General features: G+C 64.1%; 28 protein-coding genes. 7 read left to right on the top strand and 21 right to left on the bottom strand.

The window, feature by feature from the left end; all coding sequences use genetic code 11:
* Nucleotides 1-37: 37 nt before the first annotated feature.
* The 10 genes from ABMA32_RS19825 to ABMA32_RS19780 form a co-directional block, all read right to left on the bottom strand.
* Nucleotides 38-1,303, bottom strand: coding sequence for a flagellar basal body P-ring protein FlgI (locus ABMA32_RS19825; protein ID WP_349015533.1), 1,266 nt, complete (start codon nucleotides 1,301-1,303; stop codon nucleotides 38-40).
* On the bottom strand, nucleotides 1,300-1,758 hold the full coding sequence (gene flgA, locus ABMA32_RS19820; RefSeq protein ID WP_349015961.1) for a flagellar basal body P-ring formation chaperone FlgA: 459 nt from the start codon (nucleotides 1,756-1,758) through the stop codon (nucleotides 1,300-1,302). The genes ABMA32_RS19825 and flgA overlap by 4 nt, the downstream gene beginning before the upstream one ends.
* Before the next feature lie 11 nt (nucleotides 1,759-1,769).
* The gene (flgG, locus tag ABMA32_RS19815; protein ID WP_292770965.1) at nucleotides 1,770-2,558 is read right to left on the bottom strand and encodes a flagellar basal-body rod protein FlgG; all 789 of its coding nucleotides are present in this window, start codon (nucleotides 2,556-2,558) and stop codon (nucleotides 1,770-1,772) included.
* 41 nt (nucleotides 2,559-2,599) lie between these two features.
* Nucleotides 2,600-2,926, bottom strand: coding sequence for a flagellar hook-basal body complex protein FliE (fliE, locus tag ABMA32_RS19810; RefSeq protein ID WP_349015532.1), 327 nt, complete (start codon nucleotides 2,924-2,926; stop codon nucleotides 2,600-2,602).
* Nucleotides 2,923-3,342, bottom strand: coding sequence for a flagellar basal body rod protein FlgC (gene flgC / locus ABMA32_RS19805; protein ID WP_349015531.1), 420 nt, complete (start codon nucleotides 3,340-3,342; stop codon nucleotides 2,923-2,925). Before flgC ends, fliE begins: the two co-directional genes overlap by 4 nt.
* Before the next feature lie 2 nt (nucleotides 3,343-3,344).
* Nucleotides 3,345-3,725, bottom strand: a complete 381-nt coding sequence (gene flgB / locus ABMA32_RS19800; RefSeq protein ID WP_349015530.1) for a flagellar basal body rod protein FlgB — start codon at nucleotides 3,723-3,725, stop codon at nucleotides 3,345-3,347.
* A 62-nt stretch (nucleotides 3,726-3,787) separates the two neighbouring features.
* Nucleotides 3,788-4,432: a hypothetical protein gene (locus tag ABMA32_RS19795; protein WP_349015529.1), complete on the bottom strand. Its 645-nt coding sequence runs from the start codon at nucleotides 4,430-4,432 to the stop codon at nucleotides 3,788-3,790.
* A complete protein-coding gene (gene fliI / locus ABMA32_RS19790) occupies nucleotides 4,413-5,813 on the bottom strand; it encodes a flagellar protein export ATPase FliI (RefSeq protein WP_349015528.1) in 1,401 nt (466 codons plus the stop codon). The genes ABMA32_RS19795 and fliI overlap by 20 nt, the downstream gene beginning before the upstream one ends.
* A 7-nt stretch (nucleotides 5,814-5,820) precedes the next feature.
* Complete coding sequence (gene flgF / locus ABMA32_RS19785; RefSeq protein WP_349015527.1) at nucleotides 5,821-6,543, bottom strand: flagellar basal-body rod protein FlgF; 723 nt, start codon at nucleotides 6,541-6,543, stop codon at nucleotides 5,821-5,823.
* 9 nt (nucleotides 6,544-6,552) lie between these two features.
* The gene (locus ABMA32_RS19780; protein ID WP_349015526.1) at nucleotides 6,553-7,668 is read right to left on the bottom strand and encodes a DUF1217 domain-containing protein; all 1,116 of its coding nucleotides are present in this window, start codon (nucleotides 7,666-7,668) and stop codon (nucleotides 6,553-6,555) included.
* Between the two features lie 164 nt (nucleotides 7,669-7,832).
* Here ABMA32_RS19780 and motA point away from each other — a divergent pair, with 164 nt between their 5' ends.
* The 6 genes from motA to ABMA32_RS19750 are packed head-to-tail and all read left to right on the top strand — an operon-like array spanning nucleotide 7,833 to nucleotide 12,689.
* The gene (gene motA / locus ABMA32_RS19775; protein ID WP_349015525.1) at nucleotides 7,833-8,708 is read left to right on the top strand and encodes a flagellar motor stator protein MotA; all 876 of its coding nucleotides are present in this window, start codon (nucleotides 7,833-7,835) and stop codon (nucleotides 8,706-8,708) included.
* A gap of 7 nt (nucleotides 8,709-8,715) precedes the next feature.
* Nucleotides 8,716-9,651 (top strand): FliM/FliN family flagellar motor switch protein, encoded by a 936-nt coding sequence (locus tag ABMA32_RS19770; protein WP_349015524.1) that lies wholly within the window; start codon nucleotides 8,716-8,718, stop codon nucleotides 9,649-9,651.
* A gap of 31 nt (nucleotides 9,652-9,682) precedes the next feature.
* Nucleotides 9,683-10,093 (top strand): flagellar motor switch protein FliN, encoded by a 411-nt coding sequence (gene fliN / locus ABMA32_RS19765; RefSeq protein WP_425475567.1) that lies wholly within the window; start codon nucleotides 9,683-9,685, stop codon nucleotides 10,091-10,093.
* A gap of 29 nt (nucleotides 10,094-10,122) precedes the next feature.
* Nucleotides 10,123-11,136: a flagellar motor switch protein FliG gene (locus ABMA32_RS19760; protein ID WP_349015522.1), complete on the top strand. Its 1,014-nt coding sequence runs from the start codon at nucleotides 10,123-10,125 to the stop codon at nucleotides 11,134-11,136.
* 39 nt (nucleotides 11,137-11,175) lie between these two features.
* Nucleotides 11,176-12,255: a flagellar biosynthesis protein FlhB gene (flhB, locus tag ABMA32_RS19755; RefSeq protein WP_349015521.1), complete on the top strand. Its 1,080-nt coding sequence runs from the start codon at nucleotides 11,176-11,178 to the stop codon at nucleotides 12,253-12,255.
* Entirely contained in the window at nucleotides 12,252-12,689 is a 438-nt protein-coding gene (locus ABMA32_RS19750) for a hypothetical protein (protein ID WP_349015520.1), read from the top strand. The genes flhB and ABMA32_RS19750 overlap by 4 nt, the downstream gene beginning before the upstream one ends.
* 7 nt (nucleotides 12,690-12,696) lie before the next feature.
* Here the strand turns inward: ABMA32_RS19750 and ABMA32_RS19745 are convergent, their stop codons facing one another.
* The 3 genes from ABMA32_RS19745 to ABMA32_RS19735 form a co-directional block, all read right to left on the bottom strand.
* Nucleotides 12,697-13,467, bottom strand: coding sequence for a helix-turn-helix transcriptional regulator (locus ABMA32_RS19745; RefSeq protein ID WP_349015519.1), 771 nt, complete (start codon nucleotides 13,465-13,467; stop codon nucleotides 12,697-12,699).
* Nucleotides 13,464-14,174 (bottom strand): helix-turn-helix transcriptional regulator, encoded by a 711-nt coding sequence (locus tag ABMA32_RS19740; protein ID WP_349015518.1) that lies wholly within the window; start codon nucleotides 14,172-14,174, stop codon nucleotides 13,464-13,466. The genes ABMA32_RS19745 and ABMA32_RS19740 overlap by 4 nt, the downstream gene beginning before the upstream one ends.
* Before the next feature lie 336 nt (nucleotides 14,175-14,510).
* Nucleotides 14,511-15,074, bottom strand: a complete 564-nt coding sequence (locus tag ABMA32_RS19735) for a hypothetical protein (protein ID WP_349015517.1) — start codon at nucleotides 15,072-15,074, stop codon at nucleotides 14,511-14,513.
* A 113-nt stretch (nucleotides 15,075-15,187) separates the two neighbouring features.
* On the opposite strand from ABMA32_RS19735, the gene ABMA32_RS19730 reads away from it, so the two are divergent.
* The gene (locus ABMA32_RS19730; RefSeq protein ID WP_349015960.1) at nucleotides 15,188-15,478 is read left to right on the top strand and encodes a hypothetical protein; all 291 of its coding nucleotides are present in this window, start codon (nucleotides 15,188-15,190) and stop codon (nucleotides 15,476-15,478) included.
* Nucleotides 15,479-15,500: 22 nt separating this feature from the next.
* Here the strand turns inward: ABMA32_RS19730 and hutC are convergent, their stop codons facing one another.
* The 8 genes from hutC to ABMA32_RS19690 all read right to left on the bottom strand — a co-directional run bounded on the left by hutC (nucleotide 15,501) and on the right by ABMA32_RS19690 (nucleotide 23,549).
* A complete protein-coding gene (gene hutC, locus ABMA32_RS19725; RefSeq protein ID WP_349015516.1) occupies nucleotides 15,501-16,265 on the bottom strand; it encodes a histidine utilization transcriptional repressor HutC in 765 nt (254 codons plus the stop codon).
* Entirely contained in the window at nucleotides 16,262-17,284 is a 1,023-nt protein-coding gene (locus ABMA32_RS19720; RefSeq protein WP_349015959.1) for a zinc-dependent alcohol dehydrogenase, read from the bottom strand. The genes hutC and ABMA32_RS19720 overlap by 4 nt, the downstream gene beginning before the upstream one ends.
* A 7-nt stretch (nucleotides 17,285-17,291) precedes the next feature.
* Nucleotides 17,292-18,608: a histidinol dehydrogenase gene (gene hisD, locus ABMA32_RS19715; RefSeq protein ID WP_349015515.1), complete on the bottom strand. Its 1,317-nt coding sequence runs from the start codon at nucleotides 18,606-18,608 to the stop codon at nucleotides 17,292-17,294.
* A gap of 8 nt (nucleotides 18,609-18,616) precedes the next feature.
* Nucleotides 18,617-19,417, bottom strand: a complete 801-nt coding sequence (locus tag ABMA32_RS19710) for an ABC transporter permease (protein ID WP_349015514.1) — start codon at nucleotides 19,415-19,417, stop codon at nucleotides 18,617-18,619.
* Nucleotides 19,414-20,316, bottom strand: coding sequence for an ABC transporter permease (locus ABMA32_RS19705; protein WP_425475573.1), 903 nt, complete (start codon nucleotides 20,314-20,316; stop codon nucleotides 19,414-19,416). Before ABMA32_RS19705 ends, ABMA32_RS19710 begins: the two co-directional genes overlap by 4 nt.
* Nucleotides 20,317-20,408: 92 nt before the next feature.
* On the bottom strand, nucleotides 20,409-21,515 hold the full coding sequence (locus tag ABMA32_RS19700) for an ABC transporter substrate-binding protein (protein ID WP_349015512.1): 1,107 nt from the start codon (nucleotides 21,513-21,515) through the stop codon (nucleotides 20,409-20,411).
* 16 nt (nucleotides 21,516-21,531) lie between these two features.
* Nucleotides 21,532-22,677 carry an ABC transporter ATP-binding protein gene (locus tag ABMA32_RS19695; protein ID WP_349015511.1) on the bottom strand — a complete coding sequence of 382 codons (1,146 nt, stop codon included), beginning with the start codon at nucleotides 22,675-22,677 and terminating at the stop codon, nucleotides 21,532-21,534.
* A 95-nt stretch (nucleotides 22,678-22,772) separates the two neighbouring features.
* Nucleotides 22,773-23,549, bottom strand: coding sequence for an SDR family NAD(P)-dependent oxidoreductase (locus ABMA32_RS19690; protein WP_349015510.1), 777 nt, complete (start codon nucleotides 23,547-23,549; stop codon nucleotides 22,773-22,775).
* Between the last annotated feature and the right edge of the window lie 40 nt (nucleotides 23,550-23,589).

Raw genomic sequence — 23,589 nt, 5'->3', positions numbered from 1 at the left:
GAGGAGGGGCGGGAGCGGGGGAAAGCCATCATCGGACTCACTGCAAGACAAGGTCGGCCTGCATCGCGCCGGCGGACTTGATGCCCTGCAGGATGGCGATGATGCCGTCCGGCTTGACGCCGAGGCGATTGAGGCCGGAAACGAGCGTTTCGAGATCGGGGCCGTCGAGGAGCGCGATCTTCGCGTCTGGCCAGCCGGCGTCGATCTCGGTGTAGGGTTCGACGGCGGTCTCGCCGCGAGAGAAGGGTTCGGGCTGCACAACGGTGGGTGCTTCGGTAACCCGAACCGTCAGCGTTCCGTGGCTGACGGCGACGCGTGAGATGCGCACGTCGTTGCCGATGACGATGGTGCCGGTGCGCTCGTCGACCACGACACGAGCCGGTGCGTCGGCCGCAACCACGATGTTTTCCAGCTCGGCGAAGAATCTGGCCGGCGAGACCTTTTCCGGCTTCTTGATGATGATCGTGCGCGAATCCTGCTCGAAGGCAACGCGCATGCCGTAGTGCTGGCCGGCATAGGCGTTGACGGCGTCGGCGACACGGACAGCGGTCGAAAAATCGGCGTTCCTGAGCTGGAGCACCATGTTCGACTGTGCCGCGAAATCGGCCGCGACCTCGCGTTCGATGATGGCTCCGTTGGGGACGCGACCGGAAGTGGGCACGCCCTGCGTCAACTGCTCGGCCTGACCCTGCGCATTGAAGCCCGAGACGAAAACAGGTCCTTGGGCGACCGCGTAGATTTCGCCGTCGGCGGCCTTGAGCGGTGTCATGACGAGCGTACCGCCGGCCAGCGACGATGCATCGCCCATGGAGGAGACGCCGACATCGATGCGTGCACCGGACTTGACGAAGGCCGGGAGGTTGGCGGTGACGATGACAGCGGCAACGTTGCGCGACCTTGCACGACTGCCTTCGCCGGCGATGCCGAGATTTTCGAGCATGGCGCGCATGGACTGTTCGGTGAAGGGCGAGTTGCGCAGGCTGTCGCCCGACCCGTTCAGGCCGATGACGAGACCGTAGCCGACGAGTTGGTTGTCGCGCGCACTCTGGAGCTGGGCGATATCCTTGATGCGGGCGGCAGTGCCGTGTTGTGGCAACTGGCCGCCGGAGGACGGAAACTGCTTGAAGGCGCCCGCGCCCTCCTGACCGATGGGCACACCGCCCTGTGGCTGCGGAAAGCGGTCGACCAGGCCGCCGCCGCCCTCAGGTGGGAGAGGGGCCTCCAGCATGAGATCAGCGCCGGCTGCCGGAGAGGCGGCCAGCGCGAAGGCGAGCAGGACCGTGAAGGGACGCAGGCCGATCATGAAGTTCCTATCCTGATCGAGCCGTCGGCCATGACGGTGCCGGAGAGGATCTTGCCGCTGTCGATGTTGCGCACGCGCACCATGTCGCCGGCAGCACCCGGCTGCAGCGTCACGCCGGTTGCCGAGATGGTGAGACCGCCAGCGATGAACACCATCTGCACGGCAGCACCCTGCTCGACGACCCAGGCTTCGCGGAGCGCGGCTGCGGGAACGTAGCGCCCGGGCAGCAGGGTGCGCTTGGCGACCTTGCCGTCGAGCTCCGCAGGGCTGATGACGACGCCGGGCGGAATGATGCGGTCGGGTTTCAGGGTGACTTCCTTCAGGGAGGCCATCTCGATCGTCTCGCCGGGATAGATGACGCGGTTCGGGATGAACACGATCTCCTGGGCGAACGCCGACCCGCCTGCGAGGCAGGCGAAGGCGACCAGGGTGACTGTCCTTGCCAGAAACCGCATCGTCATCTGCCTTACCGGATGTTCTTCGAGACGACGGCCGCCATCTCGTCGGCCGCCTGGATGACCTTGGAGTTCATTTCGTAGGCGCGCTGGGCGGATATCAGCTCGGTGATTTCCTTGACGGGATCGACGTTGGAGTTCTCCAGATAGCCCTGTTCGACGGTGGCGAAGCCGACATCGCCGGGCGAGCCGACGGTTGCCGGGCCGGACGCAGCGGTTTCCTGGAAAAGATTGTCGCCAAGCGGCGCGAGGCCGGCCTCGTTGGCGAAGCTGGCGAGCGTCAGCTGGCCGAGTTCCTGGAGGTCGGTCTGGCCGTCGATGCGCGCATAGACCTGGCCGGTCTTGTTGACGACGACCGCGAGCGCGTCGGTCGGCACGGTGATCGCCGGGATGACGTTGTAGCCGTCCACGGTGACCAACTGGCCGTTGGCGTCTGTGTTGAAGGAGCCGGCGCGGGTGTAGAGAGTTTGCCCCTCGGCGCCTTCGATCTGGAACCAGCCATTGCCGGTCAGCGCGAGGTCGAGGCTGTTGCCCGTCTGCGTGAGGCCGCCCTGGATGTGCACATTGCGGATGGCCGCGGTCTTGACGCCGAGGCCGATGGAGACGCCTTCGGGGACGAGGCTCGCATCGGCGCGCGACGGCACGCCCTGCATGCGGTCGACCTGATAGAGCAGGTCGGAAAACTCCGCACGCGCACGCTTGAAGCCGGTCGTGTTGATGTTGGCGATGTTGTTGGCGATGACCTCGAGATTGGTCTGCTGGGCATTCATGCCCGTCGCGGCGATGGCAAGCGCTTTCATGACTTGTTACCCTTTCTGACTGCCCGTCTTCTGACTGCCCGTCAGATCTGCATCCTGCTGACTTCCATGTAGGCGCTGACGATCTTGTCGCGGATGGCGACCGCTGCCGTCAGTGCCTGCTCTGCGCTCATGACCGCGTCGACAACCTCGCGCGTGTCCGCCTGGCCCTGCATGCCCTTGACGGAAAGCTGCTCGGCCTGCTGCAGCGTATCGACGGCATTCGTCGCAAGGTCGGCCATGACGGAGGCGAAGGAGCCTGCCGCATCGGCAGCGCCGGCTGCCGTGCCCGGACCGGTTGTCCCGCCGTTTCCGAGACCGGACGATTTGCCGATGGTGCTGAAATCGATAGCGCCGAGGCCGGTTATCATGACTGGCTCCGCATCAGGTCAATGGTGAGGGAAATGAGTTCGCGCGCCTGCTTGATGACCTGCAGGTTCGCCTCGTAGGACCGGTTGGCCTCGCTCATGTCGGCCATTTCGATCAGCACGTTGACGTTGGGCATCTTGACGTAGCCCTTTTCGTCAGCTGCTTCGTGGCCGGGCATGAACTGGACCGGAAACGCGCCGTCGTCGCGGCCGATCCTGTTAACCTCGACCATCGAGCCGCCGGTGACGCGGTCGAGTTCGGCGGCGAAGGTGATGGTCTTGCGGCGATAGGGTTCGGCGCCTGGCGCGTCGCCGGTCGACTGCGCGTTGGCAAGGTTTTCCGAAACGACGCGCAGGCGCTCCGACTGAGCGCCGAGGCCGGATGCTGCGACTTTGAGAGCGGCTGCCAACGGGTCCATGGCTAGCCTTTCGACGCCGTCATGAGCATGCGATGGAAGGCTTTCACGATCGCCGTATTGAGTTCGAACTGGCGGCGGACTTCGCCGGCCTTCATCAACTCGTCTTCGAGGACGACCGAATTCTCGGATGGCAGGATCGACGGATCGTCGGCCTGCGCGTTGACCGCGAAACCGGACTCGCCGACGCTACCCGCAATATGCCCCTGCTGCGTCGTGGCAAGCCTGACGCCCGTCTTGTCGAGCACGCTTTCGAAGGGCTCGACGTCGACCGCCTTGTAGCCCGGCGTGTTGACATTGGCGACGTTGCCGGCAACCGCCGTCTGGCGCACGGCGAGCCATTTCGACTGCTGCGTCGCGAGAGCGAATAGGTTGACGGTCTCCATGCAAATCTCCGGCCGGATATGCACAGGGTAGGCCGCCAGTCTTGCGTGGGCCTTGCGGGGGCTTACTCCCCGACCTTCAGGACCTTGTCCTTGTCCGTGACGAGAACGGGCTTGCCGTCGCGGTCCTCTATCGACCGGACATGGGCTCCGTCGGGCAGCACCGAGCCGGTCTGGACGACGAAGAGGCCGGTGTCGTCCTCGATCATGGCGCGTCCGTTGGCGATCTGGATCACCTTGAACTCGATAACCGGAGGGGGAAACGGCTGTTCCTCGACGCTGGGGAGGGCTGCGTGGCCGCCGTCGTCGCTTTCTGGGTCCTTGACCGCCGTTCCCGTCGTGCGCAGGTCGAGTTCAAGGTCAAGGAAGGGGATGTCCTGCTTTTCCGCAGGCGCGCCGACGCGTTCCGTCTGAGCGCCGAGGACAATCGGCTGAGTGCCGTTGCCGCCGCCGCCAAACCGCATGGCCCTGACGCCGAACTCGTCCGGGTTGAAGAAGATGTACCACGGGAAAAGTGCGCAGATGAGGCCGAGGGTCACGCCGAGCGCAGCGACGGTCAGGTCGCTGCGACGGTCGCGCCGTTTTGCCTCCTGTTCAGGAGACAGGGGCTTGGCGGAGCTCGGGGCGCTTTCGTCCGAGCCCGCAAGCTCTGCGAGACGGTTCTCGCGGACAAGTTCCTCAAGCAGACGGTCAGCCTTGCTGCGCCACATGCGGCCTGTCCTTCGACTTCAGGTGGCGGGCGAGGTCGGCGAAGGCATCCGCCGATGGTGGGTCGCGCGGCGTCTGCGTCATCGCGTCGTAGATTGTGGGAACCTGCCGGACGGCGGTGTCCAGTTCGATGTCTGCGCCGGGCTGGTAGGCGCCGAGAAGGCGGATGTCGCGCGTCGACTCGAAGCGGGAAATCATCGCCTTGAGCTTGGTCACGAGGGTGCGCTGGTCGTCCGTCCACGCCTTCGGCGCCAGGCGCGAGATGGAGGCGAGTGGGTTGACCGGCGGGTAGCGGCCCTGCTCGGCGATTGAGCGATCGAGGACGACGTGTCCGTCGAGAATGCCGCGCACGGAATCGGCGACCGGATCGTTGTGGTCGTCGCCGTCGATGAGCACGGAGATGATGGCGGTGATGGAGCCGGAACCTTCGACGCCGGGGCCTGCGCGCTCCAGCAGTTTCGGCAGTTCGGTGAAGACCGAGGCGGGATAGCCGCGCGCGACAGGCGGCTCGCCGGTTCCTGTGGCGACCTCGCGCAACGCATGGGCAAAGCGCGTGATGGAATCGAGGATCAGCAGCACACGGTCGCCCTGCTGGCGGAAATGCTCGGCGACGCGCATGGCGGTATCCGGCGCGCGGCGGCGCATCATGGCGCTTTCATCGCTGGTGGAGACGACCGCGACAGTCTTGACCATGCATGCAGGGCCGATCGTGTCCTCGAGGAATTCGCGCACCTCTCGGCCGCGTTCGCCGATCAGCGCAACCACGACGGTGTCGAAGGCGGACGCCGAGGCCAGCATGGCGAGCAGTGTCGACTTGCCGACGCCCGAGCCGGCGAAGATGCCGAGGCGCTGGCCGAAACAGATGGGGGTGAAGACGTCGATAACCTTGACGCCGGTGCGAAATCCTTCGCCGACGCGCTGGCGGGAGAGGGCGGGAGGCTGAACGAGCTTTGCGGCATCCTCCAGATCGCCATGCGCGAGATGAGGACCGCCGTCGATCGGACGGCCGAGCGCATCGATGGCGCGACCGCGCCACGAGGCGTGCGGGAGGATGGCGAAGGGGCCTAGGTCGATGACCGTATCGCCGACCCCGGCGTCGCCTGCGCGTTCGAACGGAGCGACCAGAACCTCGTCCGGGGAAATCTGCACGATCTCGCCGTGGCGCACGCCGGCGCGGCTGCGATGCTCCACCATGTCGCCGAGGCGTGCGACCGCCGAGAGGCCGCGGACGCGGAAATGCGTTGGAGAAACTTCGATAACGCGGCCGCCGCGACGGATAAGTGTGTGTTCGTCGGAGATGCGGCGCCACGCGCGTTCGAGCGCGTCGAGAGGATTGTCGCCGGCGGCAGCGTTGCGGTCAGTCGGATGCGGGGCGAGCGACATGCGTCAGCTATTTCCCGCCGAGCGTCTTGATTGCCTCGTCGTAGGACGACTCGCTGTCGCGCAGCAACGCCGCCCCGTTCTCGAAGGCGCGCTGCACCATGATCAGGCGGGTGATCTCCATCATCGGATTGACGTTGGATTCCTCCAGGAACCCTTGCGCCACGCCGGCGTCGATGCGGTCGACAACGGGATCCGGCTCGCCCTTCGGGACGATGCCGGAATTGCCGAAACGCGTGAAGTTGGGGCCTGGATCGAAATTGAATAGGCCGAGCGCGCCGACAAGATTGTCGCCCTGCCGCAACGAGCCGTCAGCGCCGGCCCGCGGCGGGCCGTTGCGCGGGTCGAGCTGGATCGGGGCGCCGCCCGCGTCAAGGACCGCATAGCCTTCTATGGAGACCAGTTCGCCGTTCTCGGTCATGGTGAAGCGGCCGTCACGCGTCATGACCGTCCCGGCAGGCGTCTCGATGCCGAACCATGCGTCGCCGCGGATGGCGAAGTCGAATGGGTTTCCGGTTTCGCGCAAGGGGCCAGCGGCGGTGGACAGATAGGTGTCGCCGGTCGAGACGAAGGCAAGCTCCTTGTCGCCTAGACCCGAAACAACGTCCTCGAATTTCACACCCGTGGCGCGGAAGCCAATGGTCGAGGTATTGGCGACGTTATCGGCGATCGTGTTCAATCGCTTTTCAAGCGCGACCTGGGAGGAGAGGGCGACGTAGAGGCCGGTTTGCACGCGGAAATCCTATCGCTTCATCGACTGGATCGCGAACAACACATTGGCCGAAATGCCATAGTCGACCGGTTGGAACAGCGACGTGATGAGAGACTGTGGGGTGGTGGTCGGGTTCTCCAGTTCCCACATCGTGGTGAACCGTGTCAGGAATTTCTCCAGGCGCTTGGGATCAGTGAAGTCCTCGATGTCGAGCTTGGATTCGAAGTATTTCACCTGCTGGTCGATGTCGGCCGAGGCGAAGGAATCCGGTAGGCTGAGCGTTGTGCGCACGACTTCGGCGAGGGCCGGGTCGGCGAGGATCGCGTAGAAGTTGGTGAGGCTGGATGCCTTACGCTCGAAATAGAGCGCGAGGCGCACGCCTTCGTTCGTCTCGCCTGCGTTCTCCTCGAGCGTCTGGCGAAGATATTTGTCGATCGAAGGCTGCTGGGCGCGGGTGGTGGTGGTGGCGTTCGGGCCGAGAGCCTCGAAGTCGAAGGCGGCGACGAAGGCGGTGTAGCGCTTGTCCTCTTCCTTGTTGGCAGGGCTGTTCGGGTCGCGCACGCCGCCGGCGAGCAGTTCCTCAATGTAGTCAAGGTTTTCGCTGGCGCTGTCCAGGCCGTAGGCGGCCATCGCGTAGGTCAGCAGGCGCCCGTTCCCCATCAGTCCTTCGATGGAGGTGATCTTGCCGATGTTGGCGCGGTAGTAGGCCGTCTCCTGTTTCACATAGGGCGAGTCCGGGTCGAGACCGGCAATCTCAGCCTGCATGATGTAGTTGCCGGGAACCTCGTGCTGCGCCTTGTTGTAGACGGTGGCGAGCTCGCCATAGCGAGCGAAGTTGTAGGTGTTGACGAATTCCGCGTAGCGCTTGTCCTGCAGCTTGTTGGCAAAGCTGTCGGGATCGGCCGTGCCCTCTTTCAGCGCCTTGACCATGAAGGCCTTGGCATAGGTCATGTCCTCCAGCCCGTGCGCCTTCATGGCATAGCGGAACAGGCGATCGTCCTTGACGAATTCGTCGATGGTTTTCACCTTCGAGATGTTCTCGAGATAGTATTTCGTCTCGCGGTCGACCGTCGGCTGCTTTTCGACGCGCTCGATCGACTTGGCCATGTCCCTGACGATGAGCTGGAAGCTGAGATAGGTATTCACCAGACAGGCCTCCGGCCGCGAAGCTTATCACCCAAGGCTAGGGCCTATTGCTTGCGCGAGGCTGAAGCCAGCCAAGCCAGCAGGGACGAAAGTCGATTCAAGCCTCACACAAGGCACGGGGCGTAGTCCTGCAATGTCATATCTTTGCGAGGGACTCTGGCTCCGTGAGCATTCTGATTGGACTGGTGGTTACGCTCGGCTGCGTGCTTGGCGGTTTCATGGCCATGGGCGGGCATATCGAGGTCCTGATCCAGCCATGGGAAGTCGTCATCATCTGCGGCGCCGCACTTGGCTCCTTCCTCGTCGCCAATCCGATGAAGGTGGTCAAGGATACCGGCAAGGCCTGCATGGAAGCCTTCAAGCAGGCGGTGCCGAAGGAAAAAGACTATCTCGAAGTGCTGGGCGTGCTGCACGCGCTGATGCGCGAGCTGAAGTCCAAGTCGCGAAGCGAGGTCGAGGCGCACATCGACAACCCTCAGGAATCAGCGATCTTTCAGGCGTTCCCGACTATCCTGAAGAACATCGACCTGACCAACTTCATCTGCGACTACTGCCGCATCATCATCATCGGCAATGCGCGTCCGCATGAGATCGAGGCGCTGATGGACGAGGAAATCCAGACGATCCGCGCCGACAAGCTTAAGGCGTATCACGCGCTGACGGTGATGGGTGATGGCTTCCCCGCAATTGGCATCGTGGCGGCGGTGCTGGGCGTCGTGAAGGCGATGGGCGCATTGGACCAGTCGCCCGAGATCCTCGGCGGGCTAATCGGCGCCGCGCTGGTCGGAACCTTCCTCGGCATCTTCATGTCCTACTGCGTGGTCGGTCCGATCGCAGGCAAGGTGAAGACCGTCCGGGAGAAGAAGAACAGGCTCTATGTCATCGTCAAGCAGACGTTGCTCGCCCATATGAACGGCGCGCTGCCGCAGGTGGCGATCGAGTTCGGGCGCAAGACGATCTCGGCCTATGAGCGTCCGTCCATCGACGCCGTCGAGCAGAGCACGATGAACGCCACCGGCGCCGACAAGAAGGCGGCATGAGCGCGTCATGAAATCCGCCGTCCCCAGCAGCCCGGCCGAAATGCGGGCCTACATCATTGAACGGCTGACCGGAGAGACCGGGGAGCCGGACCGGGTGACCGATGCGGCGCGCGCGATCGTCGAAAAGCTGCTGCCCGACGTCAGGCAGACACTGAAGCAACAACTGACGCTCGACTTGGAGATGGAGATCACGAGCGTCGAACTCGTTCGCGTCGCCGATGCGAAGCCGGATGGCGATGGCCATGCCATGGCGGTGATCGTCTCGGGAGTCGGGCCGGACGCGGTGGTGATGACGATGGACGCGGAGGCGATCGCACTGGCCGTCAGTGCGCTGTTCGGCGGCGATCCCTGCATCGCGGTCGCGCCGATCCGGCGCCAGCTCTCGCCGACGGAGACGGTTGTCGCCTCGAGAATCTTCGAACAGTTTGCGACGGCGCTGGCACGGACGGGTGACGGCCATTTCGAACTGCTGGCGCCATCACCCAAGGCGATGTCCGGCGAAGAGTTGAGAAAGCATCCGCTGAAGGATGGCGCGGGCGCGAGGGTGAGACTTTCACTGGCCGGGTCGGCAACCAGCGGGATAATCGAACTGACCATGCCGCAGCGGCTTCTCCTGAAAGGGTCCGCCGTGGCCTCGCCCAACGCATCGGGTCCGGCGGACGTTTGGCGGCAACGTTTCGGGGAGGAAGTCATGCGCTCCGGCGTGGAACTTCAGGCGACCATGCCGCTTGCGCGTATGACGCTCGGCGACGTCGCGTCGCTGCAAGTCGGGCAACTGATCGAGTTCCAGACCGACGCTCAGTCGCAAGCCAAGCTGTCCGCACGGCAGAAGACGCTGTTCGTCTGCGAATTCGGCAAACTCGGCCAAAATTACACGGTTCGCGTCCGGCATCCCTTCGATGCAGGGCAGGATCTCATGGAAGGACTGGTTGCCGGGCGTTAGGGCCCAGCATCCGCGAGAGTTGGAGATGATCATGACGCAGGGCAGCGCAGCCTTGGACGAAGAAAACTCGCAGGAACAGCTCAACCGGGCCATAGAGGAACTGCGCGGAGTGCTGCATGAAGAGGAGAAGCAGCGGCCGCAGACAGCGACCGTCTCGCCGGTCGCGATGTCGATGCCTGCCGGCGGTCCCAACGCCTCGCTGATCATGGACATTCCCGTCGAGGTACAGATCGTGCTCGGCAGCACCGAGATGGCCGTTTCCGACCTGATGGGGCTGCAGAAAGGCTCGACCGTGGCGCTGAACCGCCGCGTCGGCGAAGCGGTCGATGTCATGGTCAACGGCCGCAGGATCGCGCGCGGGGAGATAACGGTCCTGGAAAACGATCCATCCCGCTTCGGCATCATGCTGACGGAGATCAGCGGCGCGACGAAGCAGGGCTGACTGGCTGGTATGTGGCTGATGGAGATCGCATGAGCAGGGCGCTTGAGATGACGCGGGCGCAGAAGGCCGCGGCCATCCTGGTGGCCATGGGCAAGCCGTCGGCCAGCAAGCTCCTCAAGTTCTTCAAGCAGGAGGAACTGAAGGCTCTGGTCGAAGGCGCGCGGCTGCTGCGCACGATCAGCCAGGCCGATCTCGAGAAGATCGTGGCAGAGTTCGAGGCGGAGTTCGCGGAAGGCGCGGGCCTGATGGACTCCAGCGACCAGATGGACACCATTCTTAACGAGACTCTTTCGCCGGAGGAAATGAACGCGCTGATGGGCGTCGCCCAGGCGGAGACGGTTGAAAGCGGGCCGCCGCCGGTCTGGCCCGATGTCGAGAAGGCGGAGCCGGCGAAGATTGCGGCGTTCCTGACCGAAGAGCATCCGCAGACCGCCGCACTGGTGCTGTCGAAACTCTCCCCCGGCTCCGCCGCCAACGTGCTGCTCGTCCTCGACCGGGATGTGCGCAGCGAGGTCGTGAAACGCATGATGTCGATGGCGACGATCCCGGAAGTCGCAACCGGCATTATCGAGGACCAGCTGCGATCTCGGCTGCTTTCGGAAAGCGCGACGCGCGACACGTCGGCCGGACAGATTCGCGTCGCCAGCGTGCTGAACGAGATGGACAAGGACAAGCTCGACGAGGTGATGCTGGAACTCGAGCATTCCGGCGCGCCCGACGTGCAGGGGCTGCGCGCCAGGCTCTTCGCGTTCGAGGACATCGTGCAGCTTACGCAGAAGGCGCGGGTCGCGTTGTTCGACAGCATTTCCACGGAACTGGTGACGCTGGCGCTGCGCAACGCGCCGCCGGCGCTGACGGAAGCGGTGCTGTCCTCGATCGGAGCACGCGCGCGACGTATGATCGAATCCGAGCTGGGACAGGGTTCGGAGAGCGTCAACGCCGCCGACATCACGCGGGCCCGCAAGGCGATCGCCGCCGGAGCGATCCGCATGGCGCGCGAAGGCGCGTTCGAGCTACCCAGCGCCGAAAGCGCGGCGGCCTAGTCCCAACCCGGTCCCTGACCCTCTCAGAGTGCTATCGCCATGGCGGAGGACGTCGACAAGGAAAGTAAAACCGAGGAAGCCACGGAGAAGAAAATCCGTGACACGATCGAGAAAGGCAAGCTGCCTCAATCGAAAGAGACCGGAATCCTCGCTTCCTTCGTTGCGATCCTCCTGTTCACGGTCTTCTTCGCCGGCGGCTCCATCATGGAGCTTGGTTCCTTTCTGTCGGTCTTCCTCGAAAAGCCCGATGCCTGGACGATGGACACGTCAAACGACGTGGTTGAGCTGTCCCGCATGGTGACGCTGGAGATCGGCAAGGCGGTGGCGAGCCTGCTTCTGCTGCTGGTCGCGGCCGGCATCGGGTCGTCCGTCCTCCAGAACGTGCCGCAGTTCGTCGGCGAACGCATCCGCCCGCAGGCGTCGCGCATTTCGCTCGCCAAGGGGTGGAGCAGGCTGTTCGGCGTGCAGGGTTTCGTCGAGTTCCTTAAGTCGGTCGGCAAGATGGTGTTCGCCATAGCCGTGCTGTGCTTCGTGCTTTCGGACAGCCTGAGGCAGTTCCTGGCCGGCATGCTGACGCAGACGACGGACTTCGTGCTCGTCATCCGCAGTATGGCGATCGACATCCTGGTTTCGATCGTGGCCGTGATGGGCCTGATAGCAGGCATCGACATCGTCTGGTCGCGCTTCCACTGGCGTCAAGATCTGAGGATGACGAAGCAGGAGGTCAAGGACGAGATGAAGCAGTCCGAAGGCGACCCGATCGTCAAGTCGCGGTTGCGTTCGCTGGCGCGCGACCGGGCAAGGCGGCGCATGATGACTGCTGTGCCCAATGCAACGCTGGTGATCGCCAACCCGACCCACTACGCCATCGCGCTGCGCTATGCGCGCGACAAGGACAGCGCGCCCATGGTGCTCGCGAAGGGCACCGATCTGGTCGCGCTGAAAATCCGCGAGATCGCGGAAGCGAACAATGTTCCGGTCTTCGAGGACGTTGCGCTCGCGCGTTCCATGTACAAGCAAGTTTCGGTGGATAGCGTGATCCCACAACAGTTCTACCAGGCAGTCGCCGAACTGATCCGTGTGGTGTACGCAAACAAGGCCAAGCGAAAGCTCCAATGAACCGACAGCCGCATGCAGCATCGCGCGAGGCGATCGTCGCGGAAGCGATCAAGGACGTGGTCGGCGAGCTGCGTCTCGTCGATGCGTCCGACTATATCGCGTTCATCCGCCTCGAGCATTTCGCTACGGTTTCGGACATTGTGGACTCGGCATCCGAACTGTTCTTCATGCCCGGCACATTGAAGCTCGGCCATGGCGGCGAGGCGCATGTCACGTGGTCGGAGCCGCCCCGTATCGTCCTCGACCTCGAATTGCGGCCACCGGGGGCAACCGTCTATTTCGCGCTGATCCTGGAGGACGAGCGCGCGGCGGTCGAGGTGAACTACGTGGCGTTTGAACGCCCGGATGCCGATCCGATGCTGAACACGGCTTTTCTGGTCGATGCGCTGGAACGGTGCAGAATCCGCAGGGCGGAAGCGGTAGGTGGTCCCTGAAAGTCGGCTATTCGATCAACCCGAGTCGCAAGGCCTTCGCCACCGCATGCATGCGGTTGACAGCGTCGAGCTTCTGCGTGGTGTTGGTCAGGTACTGGTTCGCGGTGTGGACCGATAGCTTGAGGAAACGCGCGATTTCCTCGCTCGTATAGCCATTTGCCGTAAGCTTCAGGCATTCCAGTTCCCGCTTCGAGATCATCGGGAACTTCGCGCCTTCGCCGGGCCGGATTCTGGCGACGGCCTCGAACAGCGAAAAGCAGCGGGCGTGGATGTCGAACAGGCTGTTGGGCGTCAGCGTGATCTCGAAGCCGAGGAATACGACCAGCCCGCAACGACCGCGTTCGGTGTGGACCGGGAAGGCGATGCCCGCCATCTCGGGAACCAGCGGCTCCGGCATTCGCCTGATCCAGGGAATCTTGCCGAAGCATTCCGATGCGCCGGCGGCAGGTTCGTCGGCCCACCAGAGCGGCACGCTTGTAGCGCGTATGTGCCGGACCAGATCCGGCCTGTCCTCGCCGGCGACGAAAATGGTCTCCGACGACACGGCAGGATAGCTCGAGTCGAAACATGGCCAGAGGATGGGGCGCTCCGGCGAAGGCGGGGTGAAGAAGAGGCCAAAGCCCTCGGCGTTGATGTCGACCGCGATCCATCGGGCGCGGCGCACGGCGTCGGGGATCGTCGTCGTCCGGTGTGCCTCCGCATTGAACAGAGGATTTCCGAACAGCGGCTGACGCAGATCCTGCGCCGGATCTTCAAGGTTGCGGGCGGGTTCGGTCAAATCATGCCACTCCGGATCGCCGTGGCGATTGCCATTGCGCGGTTGCTTGCCGACAGCTTCTGGATGGCGTGGGTCACGTAGTTGTTCACGGTGTTGCCAGACACACCAAGGATGAGCGCGACTTCCTCCGTCGTCTTGCCTTCGGATACCCACAGCAGGCATTCACGCTCGCGATCTGAGAGAGGGTCGCGGGTCACTGCAGCCCGAAGCAGGTCGGGCATCTGCGAGAGCGCGTAGCCGCAGCGCATCTGTGCGCTGACGAGCCTGCTCTCGTCGATGCGATCGACATGTTCCGAGGAGAGCAGCAGGTAGTAGCGCTGGCGTCCGGCCTGGACAGCGAGCGCATAAAGTTCGCAATGGCCAAGGACATCGAGCAGGGCTGCTTCCTCGCCGCTCAACAGCTCCGGCATGGCGGGCGCATGCGACACCAGGAGGCTGCGTGGTCTGGCGCCGGGCGCGGCCGCCGGGAGTTGCGCCAACCTGGCGATGAGGTCGTGGCCGACCAACTCGATGGCGTCGTGAATCCAGTTGGAGGCGAGGATGCGAGCAATGTTGCGATCTTCCTCGTTGACGATCGCGACAAGCATGTAGGAATCCGCCAGAAGCTCGGCGACCAAGTCCATCAGGAAGGCTGTGAGGTCGCTGCGCGTCGACAGGGCCAGTGGCTGGAAACTGTCCGACTCCTGAAGGGCGAGGCTCGTTGTCAATTTTCTAGGCCAGACTCATCCGGTGCCGGCCACGGCGTGTGCCGCAAACCTGGCTGCTGCTTGTCCAACAGGGTGAAGACGCAGGAATACTAACGCCGCAGAGAATCCTGCCGTAGACGAGAAGCCTGGCCGAACCGATCAAGTCACCGCGCCGGAGTGACCGGAGCGTCTGGAGATGTGATGGTTCGCGGACCCCCCCGCGGAACGACTGATTCGGGTCTAATCTACCCGCAGTCGAATCCGACATCAAACCCAGATTGACAAAAGTCTGCTTTGGAGTCCGTCTGACAGACTCAGGCGGCGTCCAGGGGCCGCACCAATGAGAGGCGGAGGCCTTTATTCCTTGGGCGGAGGGGCGTCCTCGCGACCGATATCCTCGTCCCACATGTCCTCATCGACGAAGTCGTCCCACTCGCCTCCAGCGTATTCGCCGCGCCTGACATTGGTGTTCAAAGCCCCGCATCGACGGAAGACGTCCAAGACCTTCGAGGAGTCGTCTTCGTGTATGCGGGCGGTGACCAGCGTGGAGCCTCCCTTGATCGACTGAGCCCAAACCGTCCTGGCGCCGGCATGTGGCCGGTTGGCGCGACTGCGCCCATGCGCGATCAGGCTGAGCGCGGCACCGATCAATCCGCCGGCTGCGGCGCCGACGAGGGCCGCCCACAGCCGGCTGAACGGCAGGCCGCTGCCGGGAAAGGCGACCGAGGCAAGGCCGACAAGGATACCGCAGACGCCGCCGATCGCTGCGCCGAGCGCGATGGCCTGCAGGATCTTCACTGAGGCGCGGCGAGCCTGCCTGACAATGGTGATGTCTTCGCTGTTAACGCCGACTTCGGTCAGGGCATCGACCGCGGCGGTTACCTCGTCGTAGGTGTCGAACAGGGCACTAACGGTTCTCATGTTCGCCTTACCTTGAAGTCTTGACCCGGGGAGGCACTATAACCCAAGAGTCGGATGTTCGCGGAAAATATCAAGACAGGAGGAATTGCGTGGTCGAAACTCGCTGGCGGCATATGTCGAGCGCGCCCAAGGACGGCAGCCGCATCCTGGTGACGGTCCGCTCGTCGGAACAAGGGGCGGCAGAGGTGGACGTGGCCTATTGGGCAAGGGCCGACCAGTTCGGCATCGAGGGCTGGCGTGCCGCGGACTCGTCTCCCGGGCAAATCTTCGCCTATGCCGATCCGGAACTTCAGTGCTGGATGCCGCTCCCTACCGCAAGCCAGGACGCCGGGATTGATGAGGGCGGCCTGCCTGAGCCTTGGGCCGGCGAGGATGCTGAGGAACTCTACGGATCCGGAATCTAGTTTCGGAAACTAGCTCCGGGGTCTAGCTCCGGGGCGAGTAACGGCTGCCGAGCGAATAGCGATTGCCGGCATAGACGAGCCGGTTGACGGTCGCGACCGATGCGCCGGACCATGTGCGGCGGTGCAGCAGCAGGCAGGGCGCACCCGGCTCGATCATGAGAAGCTCGGCGGTTTCGCCGTCGGCGGCGACGGCTGAGATGACGTGCTCGACCTCCGTCAGCGGTGTGCTCTGCTGGAGATAGTCGAAGGTGGTCGTCGTTTCGAAATCCTGCGCCTCGTAGTCCGGGACCAGCTGCGAATTGACGAAGCGCTCCTCGAGCAGGACTGGCACGCCGTTCTCGTGATGAATGATGATCGAGTGGCCGACCGGCGAGCGGCTGGAAAATTCGAACGCGGCAGCAAGGTCCGGCGCGGGAACGATGGTTTCGAGCGTGACCACCCGAGCGTGGTGACGCGCGCCGCGCTCCTCGATCTCGTCGGCGATGTCGTTGATCTCGATGAGCGCCGATTGGGGCCTCGGTGGCGCCACAAAAGTGCCGACGCCCTGGATACGCAGGAGGTGGCCTTGGGAGGTCAATTCGCGCAGTGCCCGATGGACGGTCATGCGGGAAACGCCGAGCGAGGCGACCAGTTCATTTTCCGAGGGCAGCTTCTGGTTCCGGCCCCAGGCACCGTTGCCGATGTTGGTCAGGACATATTCCTTGACCTTCTCGTAGAGCGGGCCAGCGGAATCGGGCAGCGAGGCGGTGGTTGGCGCCTTGCTTGCGGAAGCGCTTTTCTGCTTCATCCGGCCGCCTCTCCAATTCGTATGATTGTCTTCAGTCCCTTCGATTGTCCTGCCAGAAGGCGCTCGTAGGCGGCGGGAACCTCGTCCAGCCCGATCTCCGCATCGATGAGCCGGAAGAGTTGTGGAGCCAGGCTTGGAAGCAGGGCGAGCGCTTCGGGAAGTTCGTCGATGAAGGCGTGACAGCCGATGAGCGCCGTCTCGCGTTCCACTAGCGTGTTGAGTTCTAGCTCTACCGGCGCGTTGGCGATGCCGACCAGCGCAATGGAGCCGCCACCGGAGAGCAGGTCGAGGGTCGTCTTGAGAACGCGGCCGTCGCCCGTGGCGTCGCAGGCATAGAGGAGAGATTGGCCGTTGAGAGCGCTGCGGATCGAGGCGGCGTCCAGATCGACGATTTTTGCGCCGGTGACCTCGGCGACGAGGCTGGCGCGTTCGGCATTCCTGTCGGCGACAAGAACAGGACCTTCGTGGAGTCGGGAAAGCAAGAGCGCGACGAAGCCGCCGATCGTGCCGCAGCCAATGACGAGCACCGGCTGGCCTGATGGAACCGCCTGCTTGCGTATGGCGTGAAGCGCCACCGCGAGCGGCTCGGCCATGGCTGCGATCGCGGGATCAAGACCGGGATCGTGCCGGTGTACGAGGCGCGCTGGAAGGGAGGTGAATTCCGCGAAACCGCCGTCGCAGACTTCGCCGACAAAACCGAGCTTCGCACAGACATTGGTGCGGCCGTTTCGGCAGGCATCGCATTCGCCGCACCAGAAGCGCGAGTCCGCGACGACGGTGTCGCCGATAGCGAAGCCGGTGACGCCGTCTCCGAGGCAGGTGATGACGCCGGCGAATTCATGACCTGCCGTCGAGGGTGAGCGGCTGATCCAGTGGCCGGTGCGATAGTTGTGCAGGTCGGAGCCGCAGATGCCGGCGGCGGTGGTGCGCAGCGTGACCCAACCGGGTGCGGGCGGGGCGAGAGGATCGATCTCCTCTACCCTGAGGTCGCGCGCCGCGTAGAGCCGGACTGCCTTCATCATTCACTCAGAGGTATTTCTTGCGGACGTCGGACACGGCGTGTTCGTGCGAGGAGAAGCCCTCGTAGCGCGCCAGCGTCCAGGCCGTCTTGGCGAAGTCGGGATAGGCTGATTCCGTGACGTAACCGACCGAGGAGCGCTTGACGAAATCGTGCACCGACAGCGGGCCATAGGTTCGCGCCCAGCGGCTGGTCGGTAGCACGGCGTTAGGCCCGAGGCCGAAATTGGCGATGGAGACCGGCGTATGCGGGCCCATCAGGATTTCGGCGGCTTCCGTGATGTGGGCGAGGTGGCGGAAGGGATCGGTGGAGAGGATTTCCAGATGCTCCGGCGCGTAGCCGTTGACGAAGTCGTAGCTCGCCTCGAGCGAAGGCGTCAGCACGATGCCGCCATAGGCGCCTGACAGCACCGCCTTCGAGAAAGCGACGCGCTGTTCGGTCATGTGCGCCCAGTGTTCTGGCAGCGAGGCAAGCGCCTCCTCTGCGACCCGGCGGCTGTGGGTGACCAGATAGGCGGAGGAATCCGGGCCATGTTCCGCCTCGATCAGCAGGTCGAGCGCGGCGAGACCGCCCTTCACGGTGTCGTCGGCGAGGATGATGGATTCGGACGGGCCGGCGGGCAGGCCGGGATCGATGACGCCTGACAGCAGGCGCTTGGCGGCTACGACCCACGGGCTGCCCGGGCCGACGATCTTGAGCGCGGGCTTCACGGTTTCGGTGCCGAAGGCGGCAGCGGCGACGGCCTGCGCGCCGCCGACCTTGTAGACGGTCTCGACGCCGGCGATGCGGGCCGCAACGAGCGTGGCGGCATCGACCGAGCCGTCGGGCGCGGGCGGCGTCAGGATTGCCAGTTCGGGGACCTCAGCGACGACGGCGGGCACTGCCGTCATCATGGTGACGGACGGGAATGCGCCCTTGCCGCGCGGGACATAGATGGCGACGGATTTGATGGGTGTGATGCGGTCGCCAGCATAGGCGCCGGGACGGATTTCCTTCAGCCACATGGCTTCAGGCCTTTGTTCCTCGTGGAAGCGGCGGATGTTGTCGATGCCGAAGCGGATCGCGGCGATCACCTCCTCATCGACCTTGTCGAAGGCGGCATCGATCTCGGCCGGCGTTACTTTCAGGCTGCCGGGCTTCACGTCGGCCTTGTCGAGTTCGCGGGCGTAGCGCAGCAGCGCGGCGTCGCCTTCCGTGCGCACGGCGTCGATGATCGGTTTCACCTTCTCCGTGAAGGCCGAAAGGTCGGTTTCCGACCGGCGGTAAAGCGCTTCGCGGCCTGCGGCGTCGAGCTTGGCGATCTCGTGAAAGGATACGTCTGTCATAGGTCAGTTCACTTCGACTTGAGAAAAATTTCGAGCCCGACCAGCCGGTCGAGCGCGATGACGGCCACGACTGCGCTGGCGATGAAGATGACGGAGATCGCGGCGAGGTCGGGCGTGATGATGGAGCGGATGGAGTTGTAGATCTGCACCGGAAGCGTGACGATGCGCGCGTCGACGAGCAGCAGGCTGACCAAGAACTCGTTGAGCGCGAGGATGAACATCAGAAGTGCGCCGCTGATGATGCCGGGCGTCACGGCAGGCAGGGTGACGTGGAAGAAGGTCGAGAGCGGCGGCGCGCCGCAATTGGCGGCGGCAAGTTCGAGGTCAGGCTCAAGGCCCGATGCGCTGGCCATGACGGCCCAGACCATGAAGGGGAGGTTGATGACGGCGCAGGCGACGCCGACCGGCCAGAGCTGGCCGAGCAGGCGCATCTCGCCGAAGAAAAGCATGAGGCCGATGCCGGAGCCGATCAACGGGATGGTGAAGGGAAGCAGCAGGTAGATCTGGATCGGGGTCTCGAAGCGCACGCGGTATTTGGCGAGGGCGATGCCGGCGAGCGTGCCCACAGGAATGGCGACAAGCGTGCAGACGGTCGCGACATAGAGCGAACGGCCGAAGGCGCGCCAGAGGTCGCTCGCGCCCGCAATCTTGGAGTACCATTTCAGCGAAAGTCCGTCGGGCGGGAAGTCGATCATGTTGCCGGCAGTGAAGGACGCGCCGAGCACGACGACTGTCGGGACGGACAGGATCACAAGAACGCAGACGACGATCGTCCAGAACACGATGCGCTGGCTGAGCGGCATGGTCATCTGCGCGCCCCTTGCCTTGCAAGTGTGCCGGCTCCGAAGATCATGAAGACGATGCCGACGAGCAGCGAGCCGACGGCGACCAGCAGGAGCGCTAGCGTCGAGCCGAGACCCTGGTCGGACGTGCGGAAGAACTGGTCGTAGATCGCGTTGGCGATGAAGTCCTGCGAGCCGCCGCCGAGAATGGCCGGCATGGCGAAGTCGGTGAGCGAAAGCGTCAGTACGACAAGGCCCGCGCCGACGAGGCCCGGTTTCACCAGCGGCAGGACGACGTGGATCATGGCGCGGACCCAGTTCGCGCCGAGCGAATGGGCGGCGGATTCCAGTTCCTCGGGGATGGCGGTCATGGCCGGCGCGAGCATCAGCACCGCGAAGGGCAGCATGTACTGGACGAGGCCGAAGAGAACGGCCGGATAATTGTAGAGCAGGCGCATCGGCGCGATTCCTATGAGACCGAGCGCCTCGTTGACCATGCCCTGATTGCCGAGCACGATCAGCCAGCCATAGGCGCGCACGACCTGGCCGATGAAGAAGGGCAGGAACAGTGCGATAAGCAGGAGCTTGCGCAGCCATGGCGAGCGCGTCCGCGCCATGAGATAGGCATAGGGAAAGGCGAGGATGAGCGTCACGACGGTGACGATCACCGCGCCGAGCAGGCTGCGGGTCGCGACGGTGCGGAACAGCCCCTCGGTCAACGCGCGCTGGTAGTTGGCAAGCGTGTAGTAGTCGGATTGCAGAAAGGTCGAGGTATCCAGCGTGCGCAGGCTGGAGTCGGCGATCTGGATCATGCCGATGACAAGCAGCCCAACAAGCAGGATCGCGGGTGCAAGCAGCAGATAGGGCACGGCCCTGCTGAAACGCGACGGCCACAGTGCCGCGGCGACTGCTTCCGCCGCGTCCATGATGCGCCAGCCGATCGGGTAGGCCTTGAGCGATCGCACGAGATTTCCGATAGAAAAATGGGCCGCCGCCTGGGACGGCGGCCCTGATGAACTCAGCCCTGCATGATCGACTTGAACTTGGCGAACCACTCGCTTTCGTTCTCGACCTGAATCTTGGACGAGATGCGGATCAGGTGCTCGAAGTCCTCCGGCTTGGTCGGGTACGACGGATCGTTGACGAGGTCCGCCGGCGGATTGACGCCGGGAACGACGCCCGGAAGGCCGAGGCCGTCGAGCCAGCCCTGCTGGGCTTCCTTGGTCAATGCGAAGTTGATGTATTCCTTGGCCCAGTAGAGTTCGTTCTCGGGCAGGCCCTTCGGAATCCAGAGGCCGTCGGTGTCGAACTTGCAGCCTTCTTCCGGCACGGTCCACGCGATCTCGACGCCGTTCTTGCGGGCTTCGCGCGCGTTGGTGGAGATGGTGCAGGCCGCGTCGATCTCGCCGCGCTGGAACCATGTCGTGAAGTCCGGGTCCTCGCCGAGCAGCGGCGCCTGCGCCTTCATCTTGGTGATGAAATCCCAGGCCGGCTGCATGTTGGCCGGGATGTCCTCGAGCTTGCCGCCGCCGGCGACCTGCGCCGGGAAATGGAAGCCAATGCCGTCATTGTAGAAGGCGAGGCGGCCCTTGAACTTCGGGTCGAGAAGATCCTTCCACGACTTCGGCGCGCCATCGGGAAAAGCTTCCGGACGATAGGCGAGAACGTAGACATAGCCGTAGGTGTTGACGATCGGATAGCCGTCGAGGCCTACCGGCTTGGCGAGATCGGTGGTGTTGGCGAGGTTCGACAGGTCGGAGAGGTCTTCGGTCACGCCGCGCAGCGCCGACTTGGTGGCGTTGGTGGTGGTGTCCCAGTTGATGTGGATCGGCGGCACGCGGCCTTGAGCGACGGCGGCCCAGACCTTCGGCTGGATTTCGTTGTCTTCGGTCAGGTCGTGGCGGATGGCTATGCCGGTCTTGGCGGTGAAGGGATCGGACACGCCGGCCTTCAGGCTGTCGACCCAGCTTCCGCCCCATGCGCGGATGATGAGTTCGGCCGGCTTGGCCGGCTCCTGCGCGAAGGACGGGCGGACGCCCAGCGCTGCCGCGCCGCCGAGCGCCGCTGCGCCCTGCATCAGAGTGCGGCGGTTGATCGAACTGGACAGGATGTCTTTTTGTTTCATGTCATTCTCCTCTGGTTTACCGGCGTTCTGCACCGTCCGGTTTTGTGTTGAAAACGTGCATGTCGGCTTCGTTCCAGCCGACGGATACGCCGTCGCCCGGTTCGAACTGGTTGTGACCGGCAGGATCGCGGTCGAAGATGCGCAGGATGGTGGCGCCGGAAAGCGGCACCTCGACCTCGTAGACCACGCGGTCGCCTTCGAAGATGACGTCGGCCACTTTGCCGGGGAGAACCGTGTCGAGGTCGGAGAGTTCGGCGCTGTCGCCGGCGATGCGGATCTGCTCAGCGCGGATTGCGCCGCGCACCTCTTCGCCCGGGGCCGGCGACGTTGCGCCATGGGCCTTGCGGCCGATGAACTCCCGGCCTTCCTCTGCGAAGACGACGCTGTCGTCGGTGGTGCTGGTCACCGATCCGGAGATGAAGTTGGTGACGCCGATGAAGCCGGCGACGAAGGCGCTGGCTGGCTTGCGATAGGTGTCGACCGGGTGGGCGTTCTGGCGGATTTCGCCGCCGTCCATGACGATGACCTCGTCGGAGACGACAAGCGCCTCGCGCTGGTCGTGCGTGACATTGATGGTTGTCACGCCAAGCTCGCGCTGGATGCGGCGAAACTCAAGCTGCATCTCCTCGCGCAGCTTGCGGTCGAGCGCGGCGAGCGGTTCGTCGAGCAGAAGCAGATCGGGCTCGAAGACCAGCGCGCGGGCAATCGCCACGCGCTGCTGCTGGCCGCCGGAAAGCTCGTGCGGACGGCGGTTGCCGAGGCCGCCGAGCTTCACGAGATCGAGGTAGCGATCGACGCGCTCGGGAATGAGCGTCGCGTCCGTCCGGCGCATCTTCAGCGGAAAGGCGACGTTCTGCGCGGCCGTCATATGCGGGAAAAGCGCAAGGCGCTGGAACACCATGCCGATGGACCGCTTATGCGGCGGTACCGCGCTGACGGGCTGGCCGTTGATGAAGATTTCCCCGTGCGTCGGACGCAGGAAGCCGGCGATCATTCGCAGCAGCGTGGTCTTGCCCGAGCCGGAGGGGCCGAGGATGGTCAGGAACCTTCCCTTGGCGAGGTCGAAGGAGGCCGACTTCACGGCATGCAGGCCGTCATAGACCATGCTCACGTCACGGACGGAAACCGCCGGGATAGCGTCATTGGCCTTCTGGTCAGGCATGGCGCGCAGGAATTCCTTCAAACGGCAACTGGATCATCGGAGTGGTATATACAAGCATGTACAACATACCTCGGCAATAGGAGTCGAGCCGCTTTTCAGATGGAGGCGAGAAAGCCGCCATCCACCGGAATGCTTTGTCCGGTTACATAGGCGGACGCATCGCTGGCAAGAAAGAGGATCGCGCCGGAAAGATCGCCCATATTGCCGAAGCGGCGCAGCGGGATCTTGCCAAGCATGGCCTGCTCCCATGCTGCATCTGCGTAGAAGACTTCCGTCATGTCGGTGCGGAAATAGCCCGGCGCGACGGCGTTGACGCGGATGCCGGCGGCCGCCCATTCGGCTGACAGCGCCCGCGTCATGCCGAGCAGGCCGGATTTCGAGGAACCGTAGGGGACGGCGGTCGGGATGCCGACGTAGGAGGTGAGCGAGCACAGGTTGACGATGCTGCCACCCGAACCTTGTCCCGCCATCAGCTTCGCGGCCGCCTGCGCGCAGAAGAACGCGCCTTTCAGGTTGGTGTCGACGATGCGGTCCCATAGCGCCTCGTCAACGTCCAGCGAAGCGCGAACTTCCTCGTAGCCGGCGTTGTTGATGAGGATGTGGATGCCGTCCATCTGCCCGGCGAGACTCTGGAGCGCGATGCCGGTCGCTGCGACGTCGCGGACGTCGAGCGCGATCGGGATCGCCTTGCCGCCACCAGCGCCGATCGCCGCGACCGTATCGTCGAGCGACGAGAGGTCGCGCGCCGTGACGCCCACGGTTGCTCCCGCGCTTGCAAGCGTCTCGGCAATCGCACGACCAAGGCCACGGCTGGCGCCGGTCACAACGGCCTTTCGACCCGTAAGAGAAAAGAGCTGGGAAACGTCCTGCATGCATCGCCTCGTTCGACGAACTGATGTTGTCTATACAAGC

Origin of the sequence: Mesorhizobium quangtriensis, assembly GCF_040081925.1 — a bacterium.
Taxonomy (GTDB): domain Bacteria; phylum Pseudomonadota; class Alphaproteobacteria; order Rhizobiales; family Rhizobiaceae; genus Mesorhizobium_K; species Mesorhizobium_K quangtriensis.
Note: the sequence above shows the minus strand (reverse complement) of the source record. Positions and strands in the feature narration are given on the sequence as shown.

Coding starts and splice junctions, on each gene's coding strand:
- ABMA32_RS19825 (WP_349015533.1), bottom strand. CDS start 1,303: ATGATCGGCCTGCGTCCCTTCACGGTCCTGCTCGCCTTCGCGCTGGCC.
- flgA (WP_349015961.1), bottom strand. CDS start 1,758: ATGCGGTTTCTGGCAAGGACAGTCACCCTGGTCGCCTTCGCCTGCCTC.
- flgG (WP_292770965.1), bottom strand. CDS start 2,558: ATGAAAGCGCTTGCCATCGCCGCGACGGGCATGAATGCCCAGCAGACC.
- fliE (WP_349015532.1), bottom strand. CDS start 2,926: ATGATAACCGGCCTCGGCGCTATCGATTTCAGCACCATCGGCAAATCG.
- flgC (WP_349015531.1), bottom strand. CDS start 3,342: ATGGACCCGTTGGCAGCCGCTCTCAAAGTCGCAGCATCCGGCCTCGGC.
- flgB (WP_349015530.1), bottom strand. CDS start 3,725: ATGGAGACCGTCAACCTATTCGCTCTCGCGACGCAGCAGTCGAAATGG.
- ABMA32_RS19795 (WP_349015529.1), bottom strand. CDS start 4,432: ATGTGGCGCAGCAAGGCTGACCGTCTGCTTGAGGAACTTGTCCGCGAG.
- fliI (WP_349015528.1), bottom strand. CDS start 5,813: ATGTCGCTCGCCCCGCATCCGACTGACCGCAACGCTGCCGCCGGCGAC.
- ABMA32_RS19770 (WP_349015524.1), top strand. CDS start 8,716: ATGAAATCCGCCGTCCCCAGCAGCCCGGCCGAAATGCGGGCCTACATC.
- fliN (WP_425475567.1), top strand. CDS start 9,683: ATGACGCAGGGCAGCGCAGCCTTGGACGAAGAAAACTCGCAGGAACAG.
- ABMA32_RS19760 (WP_349015522.1), top strand. CDS start 10,123: ATGAGCAGGGCGCTTGAGATGACGCGGGCGCAGAAGGCCGCGGCCATC.
- flhB (WP_349015521.1), top strand. CDS start 11,176: ATGGCGGAGGACGTCGACAAGGAAAGTAAAACCGAGGAAGCCACGGAG.
- ABMA32_RS19750 (WP_349015520.1), top strand. CDS start 12,252: ATGAACCGACAGCCGCATGCAGCATCGCGCGAGGCGATCGTCGCGGAA.
- ABMA32_RS19735 (WP_349015517.1), bottom strand. CDS start 15,074: ATGAGAACCGTTAGTGCCCTGTTCGACACCTACGACGAGGTAACCGCC.
- ABMA32_RS19730 (WP_349015960.1), top strand. CDS start 15,188: ATGTCGAGCGCGCCCAAGGACGGCAGCCGCATCCTGGTGACGGTCCGC.
- hutC (WP_349015516.1), bottom strand. CDS start 16,265: ATGAAGCAGAAAAGCGCTTCCGCAAGCAAGGCGCCAACCACCGCCTCG.
- ABMA32_RS19720 (WP_349015959.1), bottom strand. CDS start 17,284: ATGAAGGCAGTCCGGCTCTACGCGGCGCGCGACCTCAGGGTAGAGGAG.
- hisD (WP_349015515.1), bottom strand. CDS start 18,608: ATGACAGACGTATCCTTTCACGAGATCGCCAAGCTCGACGCCGCAGGC.
- ABMA32_RS19710 (WP_349015514.1), bottom strand. CDS start 19,417: ATGACCATGCCGCTCAGCCAGCGCATCGTGTTCTGGACGATCGTCGTC.
- ABMA32_RS19705 (WP_425475573.1), bottom strand. CDS start 20,316: ATGGACGCGGCGGAAGCAGTCGCCGCGGCACTGTGGCCGTCGCGTTTC.
- ABMA32_RS19700 (WP_349015512.1), bottom strand. CDS start 21,515: ATGAAACAAAAAGACATCCTGTCCAGTTCGATCAACCGCCGCACTCTG.
- ABMA32_RS19695 (WP_349015511.1), bottom strand. CDS start 22,677: ATGCCTGACCAGAAGGCCAATGACGCTATCCCGGCGGTTTCCGTCCGT.
- ABMA32_RS19690 (WP_349015510.1), bottom strand. CDS start 23,549: ATGCAGGACGTTTCCCAGCTCTTTTCTCTTACGGGTCGAAAGGCCGTT.